The organism is Thermochromatium tepidum ATCC 43061 (genome assembly GCF_009664085.1).
Lineage (GTDB): Bacteria > Pseudomonadota > Gammaproteobacteria > Chromatiales > Chromatiaceae > Thermochromatium > Thermochromatium tepidum.
The window spans coordinates 667,848-692,988 of the sequence record NZ_CP039268.1 but is presented as its reverse complement, the minus strand read 5'-3'; the positions used below and the strand labels follow the sequence as shown (position 1 = coordinate 692,988).

Genomic DNA, 25,141 nt, shown 5'->3' with positions numbered 1-25,141 from the left:
TAAGGCGCGATGAGGGCAGGAGCGCCTCCAGGCGCGATCGTGGCACCCATCCCTGCCTCAACCGCCCCAATCGCGGCTAAAGCCGCTCCGACGGGAGGTGTGGGTGGAGGGGCGCCTTTGGGCGCGATTCAGCCCTTTTTGAGGGCCGGGTTGATCGGCGTCTTTTAAGGTGGGCAAGGCTGTCTTTCAGGAGAAAAGGGAGCCGACCCCAAGCCACAGCGGGCGCTGCTGTCTTGCCGCGGCGCTTGTCCCGGAGTCTGTCGCGCCGTCTGTCGCGCCGGAAGAAGGGCTTAGCCCGCCGCAAAACGGCGGCGATCCGGCTCGCCCGGCACCATGCCCGACTCGCGAACATCCGCGAGGGTGCCCTGCCTAAACTTAGGTCCGACCTCAGCCGGTGATTTTACACCCTCGCGATCGAGGAAATGGCGCGCGTGAAATCAGCATCATGGAAGCGGGGCCTCAGCTTTGTTGAGCTATGAGCCTGAATCTAATGGAACAGTCAAAGATGCGGCTTGATCTGCGGCAAAAGCTCCTCGAAGGTTCTCCCCTGACCGACCTCGCCGATGGCATGCATCTTCCACTCGCCGTTGTGGCGATAGACCTTGGCCATGATCATGGCTGAGTGGTTGCCCTGGCAGCTCAGATCATAGCGGGCGATCTCAGTGTTGTTGACACCATTGAGGATGCGGCAATAGGCGTTGGCCACCTGGGAGAAATCCTGACCTGTGTAGTTGTTGACCGTGAATACCAGGCTCTTGACGTTGGCCGGAACCGCCGTGAGATCGACTTTGATCTGCTCGTCGTCGCCCTCGCCCTCGCCGGTGCGGTTGTCACCTGTGTGATGGATGCTGCCGTCGCGGCTGGTGAGCTGACGAAACCATACCGTGTCGACTAGATTGCCCAAATCGTCGAACAGCAGACACGATGCATCGAGGTCGATGCTGTCGTTTCCCCCACCGCCGAACAGACCGCCCAGAAAACCACCCTTGCCGGACTGAGCAGCATCCCAACCCAGCCCCATGATGATGCGGGTCAGACTGCTTCCGGCTTCTTTCTCAAGCGATATCTTTTGACCTTTCTGAAGACTGATGCCCATGATGGTGACTCCTGGTGATGAACCGCGTCTGGCGCGGCAGGATTGAGTGATTTAGGTAATGACTGAAACGGCTTGAAATCAGCACGTGGTCATTGTCCTTGCTGGGGCCGGAAGATAGACTTGTTGCGCGAGCAGACGACGACCTTGCCCTCGCCGCGAAACCGGATCACCAGCCCTTCGCCAGAGGTCACCGAGTTGACGATCGAGCCGAAGAAGCCGCCACCCGTGCGCGGCATCCCGACCTCGTAGAGCAGACTCGACGACCAGGCCACTGCATGATTGTTGTCGATGACGACATCGCGCCCGCGCGTGACCTCCAGGGTGAAGACCGACCCGAAACCCGACACGGCCAGCTTGCCCTGCCCAACTGCCTCCATGATCACGAAACCGCCGGTGCCACCAAACAAACCACCACCAATTGTATTAAGCCTCGGATTGATGTGCACTCCGGCCTCGGCGGCCAGAAAACTACTGTCGGAGAGCGTGTAGGACGAACCTGGGGTGACGTCGAGCAGTTCGATCGCTCCGGGCATGGTCGGTGCGAGCAGGCAGTCGCCGTCGCCGCCGACCGCCTCGATCTCCTGTTGGAAGAATGACTCGTCGTTGGCCAGACGCCGCAGCAGTGCACGCCCGAGGCCGCCTCGCATCTGGCCCTTCACTTGCAGCGGCTCTTCCATCATGACCATGGCGCCAGACTCGCAGAAGATCCGCTCACCCTTGCTCAGACTCACATGCAGAAACGGATCGATCTCACCAGTGACCGTGAAGGTTGGCATGGCTTGGCCTCCCCGAGCGGATGAAAGCGAATGAGGCGTCTGGCAATCGGCAACCAGCGCTGTTGCTGGAAACCGATCGCCGGAAGCTGGCTGCTTGGGATCAGCCGATGTTGACCCCGTGGTCCTTAGCGAGCGCCGCCAGACCGCCAGCGAAGCCCTGGCCGACGGCCTTGAACTTCCACTCTTCACCGTTGCGGTAGATCTCACCGAAGATCATGGCCGTCTCGGTCGAGTAGTCCTCGGAGAGGTCGAAACGGGCCAGCTCGGTGTTGCTGTCTTTGTTCAGCACGCGCATGAAGGCGTTGCGCACCATGCCGAAGTTCTGTTTGCGGCTCTCGGCCTCATGGATGGTGACGGCAAAGACCACACGCTTCACGCCTGCCTCGACGCCCGGCAGATTGATGGTGATGGTCTCGTCGTCGCCCTCGCCGGCACCCGTGGTGTTGTCGCCTGCGTGGATCACGGCGCCGTCGGGTGAAGTCTTCTGGTTGTAGAAGACGAAGTGACGATCCGACAGGACCTTGCCGTCATCGCCGACCAAGAACACACTGGAGTCGAGATCGAAGGGTGCGCCATCGGTGGAGCGCGCGTCCCAGCCCAGTCCGACCAACACATTGGTCAGACCAGGATCGGTCTTGGTCAGGCTGACGTTACCGCCTTTTTGCAAACTGATGGCCATTGGAGGCTCCTCGTGTTGTGGTGCATTGAATTTAAGGAACTGTGTAAAGTCATTGCAAAAGTAACACCCTGGACTAGTGTAGTCGAATCGACCAAGGCAGGGTATATCCCGACATTTTCATCCCGCCTAAGCGCTCAGTCACCTATCTCTCGGTGCGTCCGTCTCCGGATGCCCTGCCCCGCCGTCTGCCATCGAGCGGGCACTGAAACGTGATCGAAATGTGACATCTTCACGCACCCAATCGGCTCACACAGATCAAACAGACCTCCGCGAGGTTGGACAAGGCCGTCTGCGTGGAATACATCGGGCGGCGGGACTTCGACCAAAGCCAAACTGCTGAACGCATGCATCAACATCTGTCTAGGTCCATGCAATGTCTCCGTATTTAGCCTTCTGCATCCACAACGCTGACCAGGGCCAGCGCACCAGGATCGAGCCGCGACCCAGGCCGCAGCCGACAGCGGGCGAGGTCCTGATCCGGGTGCGCTATTCCAGCGTCAATTACAAGGATGCGCTCGCAGGTACCGGGCGCGGCAAGATCCTGCGTCGCTTTCCCTTGGTCGGCGGCATCGATGCGGCCGGTGAGGTCGAGGACTCACGACACCCGGACTATCAAATCGGGGAGGCGGTCATCGTCACCGGCTGGGGGCTGGGCGTCGACCACGACGGTGGCTATGCCGAGTCTCTCTGCGTCCCCGGTGACTGGTTGGTCCCCATGCCGGTAGGACTCGATGCGCGGGCGGCGATGATTTTGGGTACGGCTGGGTTCACGGTCGCCTTGGCCATCCATCGGATGCAGCTCAATGGTCAGCGCCCCGAGCTGGGGCCGATCCTGGTGACAGGCGCCAGCGGTGGGGTCGGCTCGATCGCGGTGGCCATCCTCGCCCGGCTCGGTTACGAGGTCGTGGCACTCTCGGGCAAGCCGGATCTGCACGACTGGCTGAAGGGATTGGGTGCCTCGCGCGTCATCGGACGCGAAGCCCTGGCCGGCGCGACCCGACCGCTAGAGAAGGCCGAATGGGGTGGTGCCATCGATACGGTCGGCGGTGAGCTCCTGGCCCAGGTCACCCGCACCACGGCCCCGGGCGGCACCATCGCCGCCATCGGTCTGGCCGGCGGATCCGAACTCCACACCACGGTCATGCCTTTTATCCTCAGGGGTCTGAGTCTGCTCGGCTGCAACTCGGTGGATGTCCCCAATCCGCTGCGTACCGAGCTGTGGCAACGTCTGGCCGACGACTGGCGACCGGCAGACCTCGACACCCTGCTCAGCGAGACGGCCCGGCTTGAAGGTCTGCCGGCTATCTTCGAGCGAATGCTCAACGGTCGAACGCATGGTCGAATACTCGTCGAGATTTGAGCTAAGGCGCGCTTAACAAAGTTTAACCTGAGGTCCAGGCGCGTGCCTTTCATCTTATCTATTTAATTCGATTCGATTTTTTATCGAAAACCCGAACTGTTCCCGGGCATGATTCACCCTCACCCACTTGCATGCTTCGACCGGCTTGGTTGAAATCCGCGCCCGTAGGGACCCACTGCGCCCTACCCTCCAAGACACCGCGACCAATCGAGACAGGAGAGACTCAATGATCGAGGTTCGCCAACTCAGCCGTCACTATGGCGCGCTCAAGGCGGTCCAGGACGTCTCGTTCAGCATCGACAGGGGTGAGATCGTGGGTCTGCTCGGCCACAATGGCGCCGGCAAGACCACCATCATGAAGATGTTGACCGGCTATCTCGAACCGAGCGCCGGGAGCATCCAGATCGACGGACTGGACATCGCCGAGCAGCGCCGCGAGGCCCAGCGCCGTATCGGCTATCTGCCCGAGAACTGTCCGCTCTATCCCGAGATGACGGTGCTCGATGCGCTGGACTATCAGGCGTCCCTCCTGGGGATTCCCATTGAGCGCCGCCCGGCGGCGATCCGCCGCGCCGTCGAGCGCACCGAGCTTGGCCCCAAGGCGACCGCTACCATCGGTACCCTGTCGCGCGGCTACCGGCAGCGCCTCGGCGTGGCCCAGGCGATCCTGCACGAACCGCGCATCCTCATCCTCGACGAGCCGACCAATGGGCTCGACCCGGCTCAGATCCAGCATATGCGCGCCCTGGTGCGCGAGCTGGCGCGCGAGGCCACGCTCATCATCTCGACCCATATCCTCCAAGAGGTCGAGGCGGTGTGCGGGCGGGTCCTCATCATGCGCAGCGGTCGGTTGGCGCTCGACAGCCGGCTCGATGCCATCGGTGGGCGACCACGGCTGCTGGTGACCCTGGATCGCGGGCCGGACGAGGCGCTGCCGGTGCTCTCGGCCCTGGAGGGTTGCGGTGCGGTGACCGTGCTGGAAACCAAGGATGGCGTCCGTCGGCGCTTTGCCCTCGAGACCGAGGATGCCCCGGCGCTCGCGCCCAGGGTTGCCCGCACCGCCTGTGAGCGCGGCTGGTCGCTGTATGCCCTGGAGACCGAACGCCAAGACCTGGAGGCGCTGTTCGGCGCCGTGACCCTGGAACGAATGGAGGTACCCCATGGCTGAGATCGTCCGCGTCGCTCGCCGCGAGTTGGCGGCCTTCTTCGGTTCGCCGGTGGCCTATATCTTCATCGGCACCTTTTTGGCGGTGTCCCTGTTCGTCTTTTTCTGGGTCGATGCCTTCTTCGCCCGCAACATCGCCGACGCGCGTCCACTGTTCGAGTGGATGCCGATCCTGCTGATCTTTCTGTGCGCCGCGCTCACCATGCGGATGTGGAGCGAGGAGCGGCGCGCCGGGACCCTGGAGAATCTGCTGACCCTCCCAGTGGCCACACCCAAGCTGGTGCTCGGCAAGTTCCTGGCGGCACTCGGCCTGGTCGCGGTGGCCCTGGGCCTGACCCTGCCGCTGCCGATCACGGTCTCACTCTTGGGACCGCTCGATTGGGGCCCGGTCCTCGGGGCCTATCTGGCGGCCTTGCTGCTGGCGGCGGCCTATGTCGCGGTCGGGCTCTTTGTCTCGGCGCGCACCGACAACCCGATCGTGGCCCTGATCGGCGCAACGCTCATCAGCGCGGCCTTCTATGTCATCGGCTCGCCGGCCTTGACCAGCCTGGTCGGGCATAGCGGGGGCGAGTTCTTGCGGCTACTCGGTACTGGCGCGCGCTTCGAGTCGATCACGCGCGGTGTCATCGATGTCCGCGACCTCTATTACTATCTGAGCCTGACCGGTACCTTCCTGGCGCTCAACATCTATGGCCTCGAGCGCCTGCGCTGGGCCGAACCTGGGGCCAATCCCCGTCATCACCGGCGCTGGACCCTGGTCACCGGGCTGGCGGTGGCCAACCTGATCGCGGCCAATCTCTGGATCCAGGGCATCACCGGGGCGCGCGCCGATCTGACCGAGGGTCGGATCTATAGCCTGTCCGAGGCGACCCAGACCTATCTGTCCCAGCTCCAGGAGCCGCTGTTGATCCGGGGCTATTTCAGTGCCCAGACCCATCCGCTGCTCGCGCCCCTGGTCCCGCAGCTGCGCGACCTGCTGGAGGAGTACCAGGTGGCGGGCGGCGATCGGGTCCGGGTCGAGATCCTCGACCCGCAGCAGTCGCCCGAGCTTGAACGCGAGGCCGGCGAGCAGTACGGCATCCGTCCGGTCGCCTTCCAGACCGCCTCCAAGTATCAGGCCGCCGTGGTCAACTCCTATTTCGACATCTTGGTCAAGTACGGCGACCAGTATGAGACCCTGGGCTTTCAGGACCTGATCGAGGTCAAGGTCCGAGGCGAAATGGATCTCGATGTGCGTCTGCGTCACCCCGAATACGACATCACTCGGACCATCCGCAAGGTGCTCCAGGGCTATCAGGGCGGTGGCGACCTGTTTGCCAACCTGTCCAAACCGCTGAGGCTCAAGGCGTTCGTCTCGGCACCGGACAGACTACCCGACCCACTCCCCGGTCTGCGTTCCGATCTGGAGTCGCTCCTGGCCGAGCTGAAGTCCAAGTCGAACGGGCGGTTTGACTTTGAGATCCAGGACCCGGCCGCCGGTGATGGGACACTCGCCAAGACGATCCGGGAGCAGTATGGATTCGAGCCGTTGGTGGTCAGCCTGCTTAATCCCACACCCTTCTACTTCTATCTGGTGCTAGAGGATGGCGCTCGCCGTGTCCCTGTACCCTTGCCCGAGTCGCTCGACCGCGCAGACCTGAACCGTTCGATCGAGTCGGCGATCAAGCGCTTCGCCCCCGGCGTGCTGCGCACTGTCGCGCTCTATGCCCCGACGCCCGCACCCGATTTTGGCATGGGTGGCGGTATGAGCGACGACTATGGTCTGCTGCGCCAAACGCTCCAGGACAGCTTCAGTCTGCGTGAGACCGATCTCAGCTCGGGTCAGGTGCCCCAGGACGCCGATCTGTTGTTGGTCATCAAACCCGAGTCGCTGGACGAGAAACAGCGTTTCGCCATCGACCAGTTCCTGATGCAGGGTGGGACCCTGATCCTCGCGGCCTCGAGCTTCGACATCGATCTGGGCGGAGGCGCCATCAGCGCGCGCAAGATCGACACTGGGTTGAATGACTGGCTCGCCCATCATGGCCTGACCCTCGAGCCACGCCTGGTGCTCGATCCGCATAACACCCCCTTCCCGATCCCGGTGCAACGCAACCTGGGTGGCTTCCTGGTCCGGGAGATCCAGACCCTCGCTTATCCCTATTTCCCCGACATCCGGGGCGAAGGTCTGGCCGAGGACAGCCCGATCACGGCCGGTCTCGGTCAGATCACGCTTAACTGGTCATCGCCGATCACACTCGACGCGACCAAGAACGCCAAGCGCCGGGTCACCCTTCTACTCCAGAGTTCCAAGGATGCCTGGACGAGTGATTCAGAGAACATGCAGCCTGACTTCGAGGCCCATGGTGCCCTCGGTTTCCCTAAGGGCGAGGATCGTGGACGTAAGCTGCTGGCCGTGGCCATCGAGGGGCGGTTCGAGTCGGCGTTCGCCGGTCGGCCCTCGCCACTCCTGACCAAGGATGAGGCGGAAGCCAAGTCCAAGCCGGAGTCAAAACCTGAATCCGAGTCCGACTCGGCGGGCCAAACCCAGAAACAACCGGTCGTCTCCGGTGTCATCGACAGCTCGCCTGAGTCAGCGCGGCTGATCCTGATCGGCTCGTCTAGCTTCCTCGGCAACACGGCCATCAGTCTCGCCAACGAGGCCACCCAGAGCCGCTATCTCAAACCGCTCGAACTGATCCAGAACGCCATCGACTGGTCGCTCGAGGATCCTGGGTTGCTGTCGCTGCGCAGTCAGGGTCAATTTGGACGTCTGCTCGATCCGATCGGACGCGAGACACGCCTCTTCTGGGAGACGCTCAATTATCTGCTGGCGCTCGGCGGGCTGCTGCTGGTCTATGCGCTGCATCGCCACGCCCGCGCCCGCCGTGCCCGCTACCATGCCGCGATCCTGGGTCAAGGAGGTCAATGAATCATGATCGCAACCACTGAGATAGCGCTCTCGAAATCGGCTACCGAGGGTGCCGCAGATTCCAGTACGGGAGTACCCTCCAGGGCTGATCTGAGCTGGCGTCCCGATCTGCGCGCGCCCCTGATCATGGGGTTGGCGGGTCTACTCGTGCTCCAGCTGCTGATCGCGTTTGGCCAATACCTGAGCGCCCCGAGTACCCGCGCCTTCGCCCCGCAGACACCACTGCTCGCTTTCAAGCCCGAACAGGTGACCGCGATCCGGATCGAAGGTGCAGAGGGCGCCGAATCGGTGCGCATCGACCGGCACAATGGTACCTGGGTGATCGGTGAGCTCGATGACTTCCCAGCCGCCGGTTTTAAGGCGGATCAGCTCCTGACCACCCTGAGCCAGCTCAAGCGCCCCCTGCCCGTCGCCACCAGCGCCGAGGCGCGCGCGCGCTTCAAGGTCGCAGATACCGGCTTCAACCGGCGTCTGACGCTCGAAGGGGCATCTGGGCCGATCGCGACCCTGATCCTGGGCGAGACACCGCGCTTTCGACGACTGTTCGGACGCCCGTCGGACGACTCGGCAGTCTACGAGCTAGATCTGGCGCTCGCCGATGTCTCAAACCGCCGCGCCGATTGGCTCGATCAGGGTCAGCTGCGGCTCGATCAGGCCAAGATCAGCGCCGTCGCCGGGGCCGATTGGCGGCTGGAAAGGGACGGTGAGGGCTGGCGATTGGTGGGGGCTGAGGCAAAGGAGACGCTCGATCAGGAACGGGCGCGCGACCTGGTGCGGACCCTGGCCAATCTGAGTTACCGCGATGTCTTTACTGCAACCAAGGCCCCTGCCGAGGACACATCTAAGCCTGCGCTCGAACTGAGGATCGAGCTCAGCGCAGGTGAGGCGCATGTTTACCGGATCGCTCGACTGGCCGACAGCGATGACTATATGCTCAAGGTTGGCGATCGCCCCCACGTCTTCAGGCTATCGAAGTATGACTGGATGGATATGATCGACCTCGATCGCTCCAAGCTCATCGTCCAACCCGCGCCGGCAAAGGCCGCTGACGCGCAACCGGAATCGTCAGAACCCGCTGAAGCGACACCAAGCCCTCCATCAGACACGGACGCCGACTGAAATCCGACGGCGAGGGACCGCCAACACCATCGTCCCAGGATGACGAAGCAGGGCGACTTGATTGTCCCGTCCCGGATGATCATATAGCCCCGAGCCGCTTTCCGTTATTCTTTGCGCGCGATGTTTTGCACACACTCACCGCAGAGATGGAATCAGAGAACAAGTCTCGGCTGGCTGCGGCTTCTCCGGGCGCCCGTAGGGCGGCTGGAGAAGCCGCAGCCAGCATCCAGTCGAGGCCCAACGAAGGAGAGTCGTCATCATGTTGATCGCCCTGCACAAGCAAGCGCGTACCACCCCTGCGGTGCGCGCCGAGATCGCGGCCAGCGATGAGCCGGTATCGGTGCTGGCGCAGCGCTACAACATCACCGAGTCGACGGTTCGCAAGTGGCAAGCTCGAGCCGACTTCAACGACCGATCGCACACGCCGCACCGTCTGCAAACGACGCTCACACCCGCCCAAGAGGCGGTGGTGGTGGAGCTGCGTCGACTGCTGCTTTTGCCGCTCGATGACCTCGTCGCCGTGGTCAAGGAATTCATCGAACCCAAAGCCTCGCGTTCTGCCATCCACCGTTGCTTGAGTCGGCATCGCCTCAACAAGCTGCTCGCGCTGCGCCCCGAGGCTCGACAAGTGGCGCACAAGCCGTTCCAGGCCTACGAGCCGGGCTTTGTGCACTTCGACGTGAAATATCTGCCCCAAATGCCCGACGAGACCGCTCGCCGCTACCTGTTCGTGGCCATCGACCGGGCCACACGCTGGGTATTCGTCCAAATCAAACCCCACAAGACCGCGCGCTCGGCAGCGGCCTTCCTCAAGGCGCTCTCGAAGTCCTGCCCCATCAAGATTCGCAAGATTCTGACCGACAACGGCAAGGAGTTCACCGTTCGGCTCTTTGGTCGCGCCGCCCGCCGCGAAAGCGGCCGGCATGAATTTGTTCAGCTGTGCCAGGCCCTCGCCATCGAGCATCGCCTCACCCGCCCTCAGCGTCCTCAGACCAACGGCATGGTCGAGCGCTTCAACGGCCGCCTCGAAGAGGTGCTGCGAAGTCACCACTTCACCAGCGGCGAAGACCTCGAGCGCACCATTGCCCGTTACGTCTGGCTGTATAACCATCAACTGCCCCAGGCCGCACTCAAAGGACAAACACCCCTGGCCGCCATGCGACAGTGGTACCAAAGCCACCCTCACCTGTTTGACAAACAGCCACATGATCTTCCGGGACTTGACACTTGATTATAGTGACTCGTTGAATGGCTTCGAGGGGGCGCTCCACGGCCCCCCGGAGCCACCCGAACATCGCGCAACGCCCGCTCTCGGACCATCGACGATCATGTCCTCTGCCAATGCCTACGAGCTGCTCCACGAGCTGTCACAAGCGATCGATGACTCTCTAGAACTGGAGCCGATGCTCCAGCGTTTTCTAGCCGAGATGGTCCGCCTGCTCGATGCGAGCGGTGCTGCCGTGCTGGAGTCCGCCCTCACCACCCCGCCCGACCGCCACCCCGTCGTCTGTCTGCATCCCGAGGCACTCCCATCTGATCCACTCTATGGCGCCTTCTGGAACGACTGGTCGCTGAGTGCGTTGGAGACCGCCCTAGCCGAATGTCCATCCGGACAGCCAGTGATAGCCGGTGACGCGCCTGAGCAGGTACTGGCCTTTCGGCTCCCTGGATTCGGCGTCCTGATCCTGGTGCGCCCGGCGGCGGAGGGGGCCCTGACAACAGAGCTGCAACATGGCTTGAGCTTGGTCGCCATGACCCTGGCCCAGGCCGCGCGCGGTGCACGCCGCCGTACCGAACTCAAGCACGGGATCGAATCGGCCTATCGCGCCAGAAACCAGCGTCTCGTCGAGATCGGCCATGAGATCCGCGTTCCAGTCAAGCACATCCTCGATCTCAGCGAGTTGACGCTCCATACGTCACTCGACCAGACCCAGCGTCATTCTCTCGATCGCATTCGTTCAGCGACCACCCGCTTGCTCGGCCAGATCGAAGAACTGCTCGATTTCGCGCGGATCGCGACCGGTCAAATGATCATCGAGCAGATTCCATTCAACCCCTCGGTGCTGATCCAAGATCTGGTCGAGGCGCTCATGGCCGAAGCCCGTCGCCAGGGATGCGAGATCCAATACGAGTCCTTGGATGCACTGCCGACGCACAGTCAGGGTGATCCAAGCCGAATCCGTCAGGTGTTGAGCACGCTCTGGAGGTTCGTGCTTGCCTGCAGTCGAGACAAAGGTCTCAGGTTGCAGACGCGATATTTGAACACCGAGCATCCGACGCAGGGCTGGATCCAGTTCTCGATCCTGGGTCTTGGGTGCCCGCTCACCGAGCTACAGCCGTTGATTGACCCGACCCGGGCGACCTCGATGGAAAGCGAACACAGATTCGGCGATGGCGGCTGGTCCCTGACGACCTGTGCACGTCTGATCGAACACCTGGGTGGTCGGATCTGGATCGACACCCAGGAAGCCGCTGGACTGTCTTTCACCCTCCCACTTCCGAGGCTGGCGTCCAGTGAGGCCCCACCGCCCCCCATGGCGAACTGGTCCGGCCGACGCGCGCTGCTGGTCGACAACCAAGCGGACGTGCGACGCACACTGGCTTATTGGTTCAGACACTGGGGCTTTGAGGTGCAGGAGGCGAGCACCGGGCCCCAGGCGCTCGAACTCGCGCGGGGACAGGTATTCGATGTCTATGTCTTCGATTCCACGCTCCCTGGACTCGATGGATTCGAGTTGGCGGTGCGTCTGCGGGACGAGCTGGCGATCAAACAGGCGGCCCTTGTGATGCTGGCCTCGATCGGACAGCGCGGTGATGCCAAACGCTGTCGCGAGATCGGTATCGACGCCTTTCTCACCAAACCGGCCTTGCCGCGCGAATTGCGCGAGCTGCTCACCCACCTGCTCAGCCCCAGAGAACCGGGCCAGCCGCGTCCGCTGCTCACACGCCACATGCTGGTCGAATACCGCCAACGTCTGCGCATCCTGCTCGTCGAAAGCGGCCTGCTCCATCAGAAACTCGCCAGCACCCTACTCCAGGAGTGGGGGCATGAGACCCTGATTGTCAATAGCGGCGAATTGGCCATCGCCCAGTTTCGCTCCGCGGCCTATGATCTGGTCTTATGGATCTCTACACGCCAGACCTCGACGGGATCGAGGTCGCGCGCGCCATGCGCAGCCTGGAGGATCCGGGCACGCGACGCACCCCCATCATCGGCATGGGCACACTGGACTTGGAGAGCGAGCGCGCGCACTGCCTTGAGTGTGGTCTCGATGGGTATATCGTCAAGCCACTCAATCCGACAGTGCTGGAGGACTTGATCCGGAGGTTCGTCCGGCACGGCGACTCAACGCTGGAATAACCCTCAGAGCCTAAAGCACGCGACCCGCTCCTGGAGCAGGCTGGCCAACCGCGCGAGCTCCTCGCTGGCGCTGGCGATGTGCGCCGCGCCAGCGGCGGTTTGATCGACCGTCGCAGAGATGGTATGGATGTTGCGGTTGATCTCCTCGGCGACCGCCGTTTGTTCCTCAGCGGCACTGGCGATCTGCCGGTTCATGTCAGCGATGCTGGTGATGGCGGCACTGATGGCCTGGAGCGATTCACCGGCGCGCTGTGCCTGGACTACGCTCTCGCGTGCCATCTCCTGTCCCTTGGTCATCACAGCGACCGCGCCTGCCGAACCCTTTTGGACCCGCTCGATCTTCTCCTGGATGTCCTGGATCGAGGACTGGGTGCGGCTGGCGAGGGTCCGTACCTCGGCGGCCACCACGGCAAAACCCCGTCCCTGTTCGCCGGCGCGCGCCGCCTCGATCGCGGCATTGAGGGCAAGCAGATTGGTCTGCTCGGCCACCCCGCGGATCACGTCCAATACCGCACCAATTTCGGTGCTGTCTTCGGAAAGACGTGCAATCACCTGACTGGCCGACTCGACCTCCTGGGCCAGCAGATCGATCGCCGAGATCGTCTGCGCCACGACCTGGCTGCCGGCCTCGGTCTCACGGTCGGTCTCTTGGGCGGCACGCGCGGCGGCGGCGGCATGACGTGCGACCTCCTCGACCGTGGCGGTCATCTGATTCATGGCCGTGGCGACCTGATCGGTCTCGGACTGCTCGACGCGCACCTGCCGGTTGGTCTCCTCGCTGGTGGCCGAGAGCTCGACGGCCGCGGCCGCCACCTGCGAGCTGGCGCTAGAGACGTCGCGCAGCACCCGCCGCATGCTCTCGACCATGCGGGCCATGGCCGCCATGAGACTGGTCTCGTCGCCGGGGCGCAGCGGGATGTAGGTCGTCAGGTCACCCTCAGCAAGCTGGTTGACGACAGCCACCACCTGAGCCGGCTCGCCGCCGAGCTGGCTGAGCGTATCCCGCGTGATCGCCCAGCCCAACAGGAGCGCCAACACCAGTCCCACGCCGATGCCGGTACCGAAAATGCTGATGAGGTTTTTGCTCGAGCGATTGGCCTCGGTGAGGATGTCGGCCGTTTGCTTGTTCTTGAGCGCGACCAAGGATTCGATGAGCACCCCGACCCGATCCGAGAGCAGGAAGCTCTCGTCCATGGTGGACGTGAAGCTTGACAGGGTATCCGTATATTGTTTTTGGTCGGCGCTGGTCTGTATGGATTCGATCAGCCGTCCGAGCTTAGCCTGAGACTCGCTCCAGTGGGCATAATCGGCCTTGAGTGCATTGAAGACCGCCTGCTCCTCTGGGCTGTGTAAAAAGCGCTCGAGTTTGCCTAGGGTCTCATCGATCACCCGCAGGGAGGCGGTCCGTTCGCGCTGGATCTCTTCGAGACGCTTGCTGTCTTGATGCCTGAGCGATTTAACCTCGTAGGCATGGGAGCGGATCTCGAGTCGTTCTTGGTTGAGCAAGCTTAGGTGCTCGATCGCCGGCATGCTGTCTTCGCTCAGACCGATCAGATACTCATTCATCGTGAACTCGCCTCGGATCCCGAGGATCCCGAGGACCAGGACGATTGTCCCCAGGGCCAAAAAGCCGACGATGAGTTTTACCTTTAAGCGTAGTTGACTCAACATAGTGATGATTGCCGCCCCAAGGCGCCAGTGATTGACTGTGACAGAATATTGAAAGGCACAGTCTAAATGAAGTCATCCCTTGGAGCGATCTCCATTCACGCCTCGCACGCTGTCAACCCGCCTAGGGTATAACTTCTGCCGATTCGTCTCCCCGCGCGCGCGACGCTCGCCGGCGGCAGATCGCGTGAGTGCTTGGCCGCATAGAGCGCGGTATCGGCCTCCTGGTAGAGCGCATCCAGGGTCATGCCAGGCCTTAGGGTCGCGGCACCGACGCTGGTCCTGATCCCGATGCGCTCACCCGAAGGTGTCTCGACGAATTGCTGCGACAGCGCGCGGCGGATGCGCTCGGCACACTCCTTGGCCGCCTTCAGATCGGTCTCAGGCAGGAGCACGACGAACTCGTCGCCCCCGAGACGCACACACAGGTCGGAGGCGCGGGTCGTGGCCTTCAGGGTCTGGGCGACTCGGCACAGCACCTGATCGCCCACCGGATGGCCATGGGTATCGTTGATCGCCTTGAAGAAGTCCAGATCCAGCACCAGCAGCGACAGCGGATGGCGATGGCGCAGGCTCTCGGCGAGCCAGCGCTCACCCTGGATCCATAAAGCCCGGCGGTTACCGAGTCCCGTCAGTGGGTCGCTATCGAGCTGGCGCACGAGGCGCGAGAAACGCAGGGCATTCTGAATCGCGGGTGCGGCGAGCGCCAGCAACCCTTCGACATACCGCTGCTCGTCCTCGGAAAAACGCCGTCCGCGCATGAGTCTGATCACACCGAGCGCCTGCCCGTTGAGCGTCAATCTGTATTCGATTCGATGAGGCGCGGTGCGACCGCCGGTCAGATGAAACTCATCGTCCGGGGCCTGATACTCCCAGCCGTCGTGCTCGAAGACCTCGTGCAGACATGCGTTGAACGCCCCGAACACCTCATCGAGTTCCAGCGAGGCCGTGACGGCTTGCAAGAAACGGACGGTATCTATGACCTCGGGTGTGTGGCGGTGATCGGATGTGGACACAAGCGCCAGTCGCGTAGAGTCGATTGCGATTGAATGATGGTATGACACATGACGCCCCCGAAAAGATGATCCATGCCTCGGGTAAAGCGAAAGCTGTGCCAGATGTCCACAAGCCTTTGATTGGCCGCCATTTCGCCCGGTAACGACCTGAAGCGACGGCTCGCTGACGCTCAAGCGCGCGAACCGCCGTGAAACCGGCGTCTCGATCGACATTCAAGCGCCCTTCCGGCTTTGCGGCAAGCGGGCGCGAACACGCGCGCCGCAGGCCAGCCTCTCCAGCGCCTGATCCAATCCAAGACGACTCCGCACCCGCTGCCCAAGCGCATCGCGCACACAGAGCGACCAATGACGTGTCTTGGGATCCGAGACGAGCTCCAGCCACAACCGCTCGTCCTGCCGGTAGGCTGCGATCGACTCAACCAGGATCCGCGTGCCCACCGTTGCAGGGGCGGCATATTCCAGTCTGTTGTTCACTACATGACTCCCGGCAAGTCGCCAATGATTCAATCTGAGGTCGAGTCGGCTCTGTCGCCGACGCCCTCATCCACCTCTATGGTGAGTGTATCGGCGTACCGCGCGATTCCTTGATCCAGCATGGCGGGGTCGGCTTGAATTTCAGTGTTTGAACAACCAGGGCAGCACGTCATCGAAGCGCGAGGCGAAATGGACCTCAAGCCCCCTGCGCACGTGTTCGGGCACCTCCTCAAAGTCGCCCTGGTTGTCAGCGGGCAGGATGATCTCCTTGATCCCGGCGCGCCGGGCGGCGATGAGCTTTTCGCGGATGCCGCCGACCGGAAACACCTCGCCGGTGAGTGTGATCTCGCCGGTCATGGCGATGGGTCGCACCGGCTCACGGCGCGCTAGCGATAAGAGCGCCGAGGCCATGGTGATGCCAGCCGAGGGGCCGTCCTTGGGCGTGGCCCCGGCCGGGACATGGACATGGATGAAGGATTTCTCGAAGAACTCGGGGTCGATCCCAAAGTCTTGGGCATGGCTGACCACATAGCCGTAGGCGATCTCGGCCGATTCCTTCATCACATCCCCAAGCTGACCGGTGAGCTTGAAGCCGCGGGTAAAGCTATGGGTATGCGCGGCCTCAATCGAGAGCGTCGCCCCGCCCAGCGCGGTCCAGGCCAGACCCGTGACCACCCCTGGCCCCGAGAGCTTGCGTTCGTCGCGAAACACCGGGGGCCCGAGATACCCCTTGAGGTCCTGCTGGCCTATCTGAATCGGCGTCTCCGCGCCCTCGAGCAACCGGACCGCAACCTTGCGCACGATCTTTCCGAGCTGTTTCTCCAGCCGCCGCACCCCGGCATCACGGGCATAGCCATCGATCAGGGCGCGCAGGGTCGCGCGATCGATCTTGACCGCTTGCCGATCCAAACCGGCGCGCTCGAGTTGGCGCGGCAGCAGATACCTCTTGGCGATCTGGAGCTTCTCCTCGGCGATGTAGCCTGAGAGCTTGATGACCTCCATGCGGTCGAGCAGGGGGCCGGGGATGGTGTCGAGCTGGTTGGCGGTGCAGACGAACAGCACCTTGGACAGGTCAAAGCGCAGATCCAGGTAATGGTCGAGAAAGTCGCTGTTCTGCTCGGGGTCCAAGACCTCAAGCAGGGCCGAGGCCGGGTCGCCGTGATAGGAGGCACCGATCTTGTCGATCTCATCGAGCAGGATCACGGGGTTCGCGGTCTCGGCCTCCTTCATCGCCTGCAGGAACTTGCCGGGCATGGCGCCGATGTAGGTGCGGCGATGGCCCTTGATCTCGGCCTCGTCGCGGATGCCGCCGACCGAAAAGCGATAGAAACGCCGCCCCAGGGCATCGGCGATCGAGCGTCCGATCGAGGTCTTGCCCACGCCGGGCGGACCGATCAGCAGGATGATGGAGCCCGAGATCTCGCCCTTGTGGATGCCGACGGCCAGAAACTCGAGGATGCGTTCCTTGACGTCCTCCAGACCATAGTGATCGCGATCGAGGATACGCCGTGCACGCTTGAGATCGAGGATGTCTTCTGAATACTTGCTCCAGGGCAGCAGGGTGATCCAGTCCAGATAGTTGCGGGTGACCGCATATTCGGGCGAGCCGGTCTCCAGCATCCCGAGCTTGTTGAGCTCTTCTTCGACGCGCTTCTGGGCCTGCTCGGTCAGGGTGAGTTTTTCGAGCCGTTCGCGGAACTTGTCGATCTCGGCAGTGCGGTCGTCCTTGGCGATCCCGAGTTCCTTTTGGATCGCCTTGAGCTGCTCGCGCAGGAAGAACTCGCGCTGCTGTTTCTGCATCCGTTCCTCGACCGTGCGCCGGATCTTCTGCTGGGCGCGCGCCAACTCGAGCTCGTTGTTGAGCAGCACCAGGACCTTCTCCATGCGCGGTAGGAGCGGCACGCTCTCTAAAACCTCCTGGAGCTGATCCTTGGTCGAGGTGGTGAGGCTGGCCGCGAAATCGGCCAGATGCGAGGGGTCATCGGGCCCGAAGCGGTCGAGGAACATGCGCAGCTCCTCGACATAGAGCGGATTGAGCGGCAGGAGCTCCTTGATGGTATTGATGACCGCCATCGCATAGGCCTTGACCTCGCTATTGGGTGGACCTGCAGGTTCGGGCAGATAGGTCACCCGGGCGCGAAACGGGGTCTCGGGGTGAACCCAGTCCTCGATCCTGAAGCGTTGCAGACACTCGACCAGCACCTGCAGATGCCCGTCCTGTTGATGGATACGATGGACCCGGCAGGCGGTGCCGATCGCTCTAAAATTTTCCCTGGTCGCCTCCTCGGAGGTCTCACTGTCGACCAGGACCACGCCGAGGATTTTATGTTCGGTCTCGGTCACCGCCCTCAGGGTCGGCACCCAGGGCTCGGCCGCCATCATGAGCGGCACCGCCTGACCAGGGAAGAAGGGCCGCGAGGCGACAGGGAGCAGATAGATCTCGCCGGGCAGCACGTCGTTGGCGCGTGCCAACTGGATCTGGGTCGGCCCATCGTCCGTCGCCTGTCCCTGCCTGGCACCCGACTCCGGGATCCTGTCGTGCTCCGCATTCGTCACCTGATCCTCATCCGACATGCTGTCGTCCTCGCTCGAAATACCACATCTAAGAGTGGTCAATTTCAGGTTTTCACCGTTGATTTGCAAGCGGCAGTAAGATAGTCGCCCCTGAATGACCACTCTGCCGATGGAGATCTTCGTGCCATGAAGTTCAACTATCCGGGACTGACCGACCAAGAGGTCGAGCGATCACGCGCCCAACATGGATCCAATGCCGTTGCCGCCCAGAAGGTCGAGACCTTCTGGGACAAGCTGCTCGACAACCTCAGGGACCCGATCATCGTCATCCTGATCGTGGCGCTCGCGATCACAGTGCTTTTGACCTTCCTCGGTTATGCCAAGTGGTACGAGAGTGTGGGCATCGCCTTCGCGGTGGTCATCGCCACCGTTGTGGCCACCTGGTCGGAGTACAGCAACGAACAATCCTTTCAACGTCTGCTGGAGGAGGCCTCGCTGATCCAGGTCAAGGTGTTTCGCAACGGCCATCTGACCGAGATCCCGATCAATGACCTGGTGGTTGGCGATCATATCCTGCTTCAGCCCGGCGACACCGTGCCGACCGATGGTGTGGTGATCGCCGGCCATGCCGAGGTCGATGAGGCGGCGCTGACCGGTGAGTCCGAGCCCGTCAAGAAACACCAACTGCCAGCCGGGACCAACGACGAGACCGCACCCGAGGGGCATCGTCTGTGGCGCGCCGGGCTGCTGATCGATGGCGAGTGCGTGATGCGCGCCACGGCCGTGGGCGATCGGACCCGCTATGGTCAGACCATGAAGGAGCTGCTCTCGGCCGAGGACCGGCTCTCGCCGCTCCAGCACAAGCTCACGGTGCTCGGCGGCCATATCGCCACCTTCGGCTATGTCGGCGCCACGTTCATCTTCGTCGCCTTCATGTTCAACACCATCTTCCTGCAAGGTGGCGGCTTGGAGGGCTACTGGGTGCAGCCGAGCGGGGCCATCGTCAAGGACGTCGTCACCGCAGCCATCCTGGCCATCATCGTCATCGTGGTCGCGGTGCCCGAGGGTCTGCCGATGATGATCGCCATGGTGCTCGCCATCAATATGAAAAAGCTGCTCAGTGAAAAGGTCCTGGTGCGCAAGCTACTCGGCATCGAGACCGCCGGCAGCCTCAACCTGTTGTTCACCGACAAGACCGGCACCCTGACCCAGGGCAAGCTCGCGGTAAGCGCCTTCCTGAGCGGGGACGGCGAGCGTTTCGAGTCGCTGGAGGCCATTCCCCAGGCCCTACGCGACACGGTTGGCTTTGCGCTGCGCAACAACACCAGTGCCGTCATCGATGCCAGCGACCCCAGTGCACCCAAGCTGGTCGGTGCCGATCGCACCGAACAGGCACTGTTGCGCTTCGTCACGCCCTATCTGGCCCAGGAGGGGGCGGAGGTGGTCGATCACATCCCCTTCAATAGCAGCCGCAAGTTCTCGGCCACCCAGGTGAAGGCCGAGCAGGAGCTCACCCTGGTCAAGGGCGCGCCCGAGGTGGTGTTTAGGAACTGCACGCACCGGCTCGACGGCGAGGGCAAGGTCCATGAACTGAGCGATTTGGCCCCCCTCCAGGCCGCGATGGACGAACTCTCGGCGCGCGCCATGCGGCTGCTCGCGGTCGCCGTCACCGCGACGCCGATCGACCCCGAGACCAATGCCTTGCCCGAGTCGCTGACCCTGGTCGGCGTGTTCGGGATGCGCGACGAGCTGCGTCCGACCTCCTATCCCTCGGTCAAGGTCGCCAAGCAGGCCGGTATCCAGGTGGTCATGATCACGGGCGATGCCAAGGAGACGGCCCAGGCGATCGCCAAGGACGTGGGTCTGCTGGAGGACGACCCGCAGGCCATCGTCATGACCTCGTCTGAGCTTGCTGCACTCTCTGACGAGGAGGTCAAGCGGATCCTGCCGCACCTCGCTGTGGTCGCGCGCGCCTTCCCGACCGATAAGAGTCGGCTGGTTAAGCTGGCCAAGGCGTTGAACCTGGTGGTCGGCATGACCGGCGATGGGGTCAACGACGCCCCGGCGGTCAAGAATGCCGACGTGGGCTTTGCGATGGGCAGCGGCACCGAGATGACCAAGGAAGCAGGCGACATCGTCATCCTCGACGACAATTTCTCGTCCCTGACCAAGGCCGTGCTCTATGGACGCACCCTGTTCAAGTCGATCCGCAAGTTCTTGGTGTTCCAGCTCACGGTGAACATCTCGGCGATCCTGGTGGTGTTTTTGGGGCAGTTCTTCGGCTTCGACCTGCCGCTGACCATGACCCAACTGCTGTGGCTCAACATCATCATGGACACCCTGGCAGGGCTGGCCTTCGCCGGTGAGGCGGCGCTCGAACGCTACATGCGCGAGCCGCCGATCCGGCGCGACGCACCCCTGATCAATGCCGATATGTGGTCATCGATCCTGATCAACGGCGGGTTGATCGCCGCCCTCAGCATCCTGTTTTTGACCAGCGATCTGACCCGGGACTGGTTCGATGGTGGCCATGCCGCCGGCACGCCCGAGGCCGAGGCCAAGTTCCTGACGGCGTTTTTTGCCTTCTTCGTCTTCATCCAGGTGTTCAATACCTTCAACGCCCGCACCCAGGGTCTGAACCTGGCCGAGCATCTGCTCGACAACCGGCTGTTTTCGATCATCATCCCCTCGATCATGGCGATCCAGGTGTTCTTCATCACCTTCGGCGGCGAGATCCTGCGCACCGTAGGGCTGTCGCCGGACGAATGGATCAAGGTACTGGCGCTGGCGATCCTCATCGTCCCGGCGGATCTCATCCGCAAGGCGGTGCGCAATCGACTGTTCGGAAATCCGGTGAGGCTTGGCTGACGAGGAAGGCCGCCCTCCTGGCCACGCACACAGTTGAGACGAGTCGTCTCTGTTTCAGGTGTGGGCGGACCAGGATCACTCCCAGCGAAACATCCAGGTCGCCAGGGCCAGGAAGGCGGCCGCCAGCGCCAGCAGCACGCCGATCTCCGGCAAGACCTCGACCAACCCTGCCCCATCGAGCATCACGGCGCGCGCCGCCGCGACCAGATGGGTCAGGGGCGAGGCCTGCGCGACCCACTGCGCCCAGGGACTGGTACCCTCCAGCGAGAACCACACCCCCGACAGCAGCAGCATCGGCCAGGACAGCAGATTGAGCAGACCATCGGCCAGTTCCTCGGAGCGCAGACGCGCGGCAACGATCAGACCCAGGCTGATCAGACACAGTGCCCCGGCGACATAGACCAGGGCCAGGGTCACAGCGGAGCCGCGCATCGGCACCTCCAGCAGCCACTCAACCGCGAGATAGACGATGGCATTGGCGCCTAACACGACCAGCAGCCGCGACAGCACCTGGGCGGTCAGAAACTCCCAGGCGCTCAGGGGTGTGGCCCTGAGGCGGCGCAGCACGCCGTTCTTGCGATAGCGCACGATCACCCAGCCCACACCCCAGAGGCTGGAGAACAGGACGTTCATCGCCAGCACCCCCGGCAACACCCAATCGACATAGCGCAGTGCCGCGCCGCTCAGGGCCTGGCGCTGGGGTGGGTTGGACGCCTGTGGACCTGCGCCGGTCGCGGACCCAGCTGGCGCGCACCCGGCAGTGAGCAGCAACCGCTCGGCCAGGGCGCCCCGCGCCGAGTCGGAGTTGACCCAGTAATGCGGCGCGCCCGGATTCGGATCGAACAACAGATCCAGCTGATGACGCTCGACCTTGACGATGGCCGAGGCCTGCTCCGCGCTAGACACCGTGACAAAGGTCACGGCCTTCAGATCGAGCATCGGGGACTCGACCCCGCTCAGGGTATCGTCCGGCGTCAGCACCCCGATCTTGAGCAGGGCGGTCTGTTGGTCCGGAAAGATGAAGGCAAAGGCCAACACCATGAGCAGCGGCATCAGGAGGTTCCAGCCCAGACCGGCGCGGTCGCGATAAAACTCCCGGTTGCGTGCGACCAGGATGGCGAGGATACGTCTCCACATGGGTCAGTTCCTGAGGGCGTGTCCGGTGAGCTTGAGGAAGAGGTCTTCTAGATTGGGTGTGGCCAGGCGCAGGGCGCTCAGATCGGCGCCGATACGCTCCAGCGCCTCGATCTGGGGTGCGACCTCCGCGGTCGGCAGCTCGATCTCGCCGTTTTGTACCAATGCCTCAGGCGGCAGGGGCACAGCGTCCGGCCAGGCCGACTCCGGAAGTCTGATCAGATGGGCCGGAAACTGATCGCGGATCAGGTCCTGGGGACGTCCCTCGACGACGATCCGCCCCTGATCGACGATAGCGATCCGGTCGCACAGACGCTCCGCCTCTTCCATGTAATGGGTCGTGATCAGCACCGTGGTGCCGCGGCGACGGACCTGCTCGATCAGGCCCCAGAAGTTGCGTCGTGACTGCGGATCAAGTCCGGTGGTCGGCTCATCGAGGAAGAGCAGTTCGGGATCATTGACCAGGGCGATGGCCAGCAAGAGTCGCTGGCGCTGACCACCGGAGAGCGTGCGGGTATCGCGATCGAGGATATCGCCCAGATGACAAAGCCGGATGAGCTCGTCGCGATCGGCGCGGCGCCGATAGAGGCTGGCGAACATGGTCAGCGACTCGGCGACGGTCTGGAAGTCCTGGAGCGCCGTGGTCTGGAACTGGATACCGATCGACTCCCGGTAGGTGCGCCCTAGCGGCTGACCCTTAAACAGGACCTGCCCTGAGGTCGGGGTCTGGAGCCCTTCAAGCATCTCGAAGGTGGTGGTCTTACCTGCCCCATTGGGCCCGAGCAGTCCAAAACACTCCCCGGGCGCAACCTGAAAACTGATGCCGGCGACCGCACGCACACCACCGGGGTAGAGACGAACCAGATGGCGGGCTTCGATCAGGGGTTGAATAGTTTCCATAAAGGTTGCTTTGGCGTTCGGCTCAGACCAACAGAGCCGACGCACTCAGGAGGCGTCGGCGGTGGCCGTAACAATGCGCCAGGGAGCCTACCATAACAGGGTCGAATCCGAATGGCTGACGATCAACAGACGGATCGACTGTACGCACTCGGCGAGCCGATCGACTGCGCATTGTCATTGGCCGACCGGACCCGGGGGATGAGAATGCGCCGCCATGAACAGACCCCATGCACCCCTCTTCGTCATTCTCCTGTCACTGCTGGCTGGATGCGGGCAGTCCGGTTCCGGCTCGGATTCAAGTACCGCCCTGGCACCCGAGGGGCCGGGCATGGCCCTGATCGAGTCCGCCGAACAGGGCGACCTGAGCGCCGTCGAGCAGCTTCTGGCGCGGAACCGTCAGCCCGATGTCCGCGACAGTTGCGACTGGACGCCGCTCATGAAGGCCGCGCTCAATGGCCATGCCGCCATCGTCGAGCGTCTGCTCCAGGCCGGCGCCCAGGTCGATGCCCAGGACGCGGGCGGCTATACGGCCATGATGCTCGCGGCCTCGAACAACCATGCCGCCATCGTCGAGCGTCTGCTCGAACACGGCGCCAGGATCGACCATCAAGAGGCGACCCGGGGCTGGACGGCCCTGATCTGGGCCGCCAAGCAAGGCCATGTCGCCAGCGTCAAGGTCCTGCTCGAACACAACGCCGACCGCACACTCAAGGACTTCGACGGCAAGACCGCCGCCGACTGGGCGCGCGAGGGTGGATACGACGAGATCCTGGCCCTGCTGCGCTGACCCGCTCGTCCAGCCGCGCAACCGCTTGGGTTGAAGCGCGGTCGCGAGTATGCTTGGCCCCATGCCAAGCCTCACCGAAAAACTGAACCAGCACGGGTTCGAGTCCAACGACGACTACGACTTCCAGGTGTGCTGTCTGCTTGACACCCCAACCAACGGCATCCGCACACTCAACATCGAGGGCGACGGCGAGCGGCGCAAGACCGCCTTTGCCCAGGCGCTGGCCCGAGCGCTCGAGTTCAGCCACATCCTCTATCACGACTTCACCGACACCCATCCGCCCTTGCCGGACGTGATCCTGCCGCCGAGCCGCGATGAACTCGGACGCGAAGAGCCGCCGATCGAGCCCTTCGACCGTATCGTCACCGAGGCCTGCGCCCAGAGCGAGGGTGATCCGACCGCGCTGATCCTCGACCAGCTCCAGGCCGCCGACTTTCGCGAGCACATGCGTCTCTACCGTCTGATCAAGGACGGCCTGTGGGAGGTGCGGGGTGGATCCTATTTCGCCAATCCCAATCGGCTCTTGATCATCCTGATCTCGGAGCAACCGCTCTATCACGCCTTGCGCCAGGAGAGCTTTCGGCTCTGGATCGGTCGCCAGTCCGAGCGTCAACTGGTTTATCATCCGGTTGACTTTGGTCTGGGTCCGGAGGCACAACCCGTCTTCGACGCCCTGACCCAGTTGTTCGAGGCGCTCCAGGTCGCGCCGACACGCCGCGAATTCACGCGCTTGCTCGATGACATCAGGCGCCATGTACGCACCGTCGAGCATCTGCGCCTGAGTCTCTACGGACGTCTGGAAGCGATCGAGCGCGAGGCGTTGGGCGATCCGCGTCTCCGAGGGCTCCAGGATCAGATCTTGGAGGCCACGCAACACTGGCTCATCGCCGAGCACATCGAGCTTTCAGACGATCGCCCAGATCCAAACCAAGAACAACGCTGACCAAAGCGCGAACCGCTTCCACCACACGGAGATCCCGCCATCATGAGCCGTAAGCAGCGTATCGAGAGCCGGATCCAAGAGGCCCTGAGGCCCCTGTATCTGGACGTGGTCGATGAGAGCTATATGCACGCCGTCCCTAAGGGCTCCGAGTCCCATTTCAAGCTCCTGGTCGTGAGCGCGAGCTTCGAGAAGCTGCCGCTGATCGAACGCCATCGCCGGCTCAACGCGTTGCTTGCCGATGAGTTCAACCAGGGCCTGCATGCCCTGACCATGCACACCTGGACGCCAGAGGAATGGCAGGCCAAGGGCGGCGCGCCCGCATCCCCCCCTTGTCTGGGCGGCGGTCGGGACAGCGGCCTCTGAATACGCG

Annotated in this window: 19 protein-coding genes and 1 pseudogene; 11 read left to right on the top strand and 9 right to left on the bottom strand. The window is 63.0% G+C overall.

Features of this window, described 5'->3' with window-relative positions:
- Positions 1-499 precede the first annotated feature (499 nt).
- From E6P07_RS03175 to E6P07_RS03165, 3 genes are all read right to left on the bottom strand, one after another.
- Positions 500-1,096, bottom strand: a complete 597-nt coding sequence (locus E6P07_RS03175; protein ID WP_153974275.1) for a TerD family protein — start codon at positions 1,094-1,096, stop codon at positions 500-502.
- Between the two features lie 89 nt (positions 1,097-1,185).
- Complete coding sequence (locus tag E6P07_RS03170) at positions 1,186-1,872, bottom strand: TIGR00266 family protein (protein ID WP_153974274.1); 687 nt, start codon at positions 1,870-1,872, stop codon at positions 1,186-1,188.
- Between the two features lie 100 nt (positions 1,873-1,972).
- Positions 1,973-2,551 (bottom strand): TerD family protein, encoded by a 579-nt coding sequence (locus E6P07_RS03165; protein WP_153974273.1) that lies wholly within the window; start codon positions 2,549-2,551, stop codon positions 1,973-1,975.
- Between the two features lie 373 nt (positions 2,552-2,924).
- On the opposite strand from E6P07_RS03165, the gene E6P07_RS03160 reads away from it, so the two are divergent.
- From E6P07_RS03160 to E6P07_RS14135, 7 genes and pseudogenes are all read left to right on the top strand, one after another.
- Positions 2,925-3,911 carry a YhdH/YhfP family quinone oxidoreductase gene (locus E6P07_RS03160; RefSeq protein ID WP_153974272.1) on the top strand — a complete coding sequence of 329 codons (987 nt, stop codon included), beginning with the start codon at positions 2,925-2,927 and terminating at the stop codon, positions 3,909-3,911.
- A gap of 226 nt (positions 3,912-4,137) precedes the next feature.
- A complete protein-coding gene (locus E6P07_RS03155) occupies positions 4,138-5,079 on the top strand; it encodes an ABC transporter ATP-binding protein (RefSeq protein ID WP_153974271.1) in 942 nt (313 codons plus the stop codon).
- Positions 5,072-7,987: a Gldg family protein gene (locus E6P07_RS03150; protein WP_153974270.1), complete on the top strand. Its 2,916-nt coding sequence runs from the start codon at positions 5,072-5,074 to the stop codon at positions 7,985-7,987. The genes E6P07_RS03155 and E6P07_RS03150 overlap by 8 nt, the downstream gene beginning before the upstream one ends.
- Before the next feature lie 3 nt (positions 7,988-7,990).
- Complete coding sequence (locus E6P07_RS03145) at positions 7,991-9,106, top strand: DUF4340 domain-containing protein (RefSeq protein WP_153974269.1); 1,116 nt, start codon at positions 7,991-7,993, stop codon at positions 9,104-9,106.
- A 259-nt stretch (positions 9,107-9,365) separates the two neighbouring features.
- Positions 9,366-10,337, top strand: a complete 972-nt coding sequence (locus tag E6P07_RS03140; protein ID WP_153974268.1) for an IS481 family transposase — start codon at positions 9,366-9,368, stop codon at positions 10,335-10,337.
- Positions 10,312-11,988: pseudogene (locus tag E6P07_RS03135) on the top strand (response regulator); the annotation flags it as partial. The gene E6P07_RS03140 and the pseudogene E6P07_RS03135, both read left to right, overlap by 26 nt.
- Positions 11,989-12,227: 239 nt before the next feature.
- The gene (locus tag E6P07_RS14135; RefSeq protein WP_425505144.1) at positions 12,228-12,467 is read left to right on the top strand and encodes a response regulator; all 240 of its coding nucleotides are present in this window, start codon (positions 12,228-12,230) and stop codon (positions 12,465-12,467) included.
- Positions 12,468-12,470: 3 nt separating this feature from the next.
- Here E6P07_RS14135 and E6P07_RS03130 read toward each other — a convergent pair whose 3' ends face one another.
- The 4 genes from E6P07_RS03130 to lon all read right to left on the bottom strand — a co-directional run bounded on the left by E6P07_RS03130 (position 12,471) and on the right by lon (position 18,199).
- Positions 12,471-14,138, bottom strand: a complete 1,668-nt coding sequence (locus E6P07_RS03130; RefSeq protein ID WP_153974266.1) for a methyl-accepting chemotaxis protein — start codon at positions 14,136-14,138, stop codon at positions 12,471-12,473.
- A 95-nt stretch (positions 14,139-14,233) separates the two neighbouring features.
- A complete protein-coding gene (locus tag E6P07_RS03125; protein ID WP_246172906.1) occupies positions 14,234-15,151 on the bottom strand; it encodes a GGDEF domain-containing protein in 918 nt (305 codons plus the stop codon).
- 213 nt (positions 15,152-15,364) lie between these two features.
- Positions 15,365-15,625 (bottom strand): hypothetical protein, encoded by a 261-nt coding sequence (locus tag E6P07_RS03120; RefSeq protein WP_153974264.1) that lies wholly within the window; start codon positions 15,623-15,625, stop codon positions 15,365-15,367.
- A 141-nt stretch (positions 15,626-15,766) separates the two neighbouring features.
- Positions 15,767-18,199 (bottom strand): endopeptidase La, encoded by a 2,433-nt coding sequence (gene lon / locus E6P07_RS03115; protein WP_153974263.1) that lies wholly within the window; start codon positions 18,197-18,199, stop codon positions 15,767-15,769.
- 126 nt (positions 18,200-18,325) lie between these two features.
- Between lon and E6P07_RS03110 the strand changes: the two genes are divergently transcribed.
- Complete coding sequence (locus E6P07_RS03110) at positions 18,326-21,007, top strand: calcium-translocating P-type ATPase, PMCA-type (protein WP_153974262.1); 2,682 nt, start codon at positions 18,326-18,328, stop codon at positions 21,005-21,007.
- Between the two features lie 75 nt (positions 21,008-21,082).
- On the opposite strand, the gene E6P07_RS03105 is transcribed toward E6P07_RS03110, so the two are convergent.
- Positions 21,083-22,144, bottom strand: coding sequence for an ABC transporter permease (locus E6P07_RS03105; protein WP_153974261.1), 1,062 nt, complete (start codon positions 22,142-22,144; stop codon positions 21,083-21,085).
- A gap of 3 nt (positions 22,145-22,147) precedes the next feature.
- Positions 22,148-23,032, bottom strand: coding sequence for an ABC transporter ATP-binding protein (locus E6P07_RS03100; RefSeq protein ID WP_153976126.1), 885 nt, complete (start codon positions 23,030-23,032; stop codon positions 22,148-22,150).
- A 223-nt stretch (positions 23,033-23,255) separates the two neighbouring features.
- On the opposite strand from E6P07_RS03100, the gene E6P07_RS03095 reads away from it, so the two are divergent.
- From E6P07_RS03095 to E6P07_RS03085, 3 genes are all read left to right on the top strand, one after another.
- Positions 23,256-23,828 (top strand): ankyrin repeat domain-containing protein, encoded by a 573-nt coding sequence (locus E6P07_RS03095; RefSeq protein WP_153974260.1) that lies wholly within the window; start codon positions 23,256-23,258, stop codon positions 23,826-23,828.
- Between the two features lie 61 nt (positions 23,829-23,889).
- Positions 23,890-24,771 carry a DUF445 domain-containing protein gene (locus E6P07_RS03090; RefSeq protein WP_153974259.1) on the top strand — a complete coding sequence of 294 codons (882 nt, stop codon included), beginning with the start codon at positions 23,890-23,892 and terminating at the stop codon, positions 24,769-24,771.
- A gap of 42 nt (positions 24,772-24,813) precedes the next feature.
- Positions 24,814-25,134, top strand: coding sequence for a BolA family protein (locus tag E6P07_RS03085; RefSeq protein WP_153974258.1), 321 nt, complete (start codon positions 24,814-24,816; stop codon positions 25,132-25,134).
- Positions 25,135-25,141 lie beyond the last annotated feature (7 nt).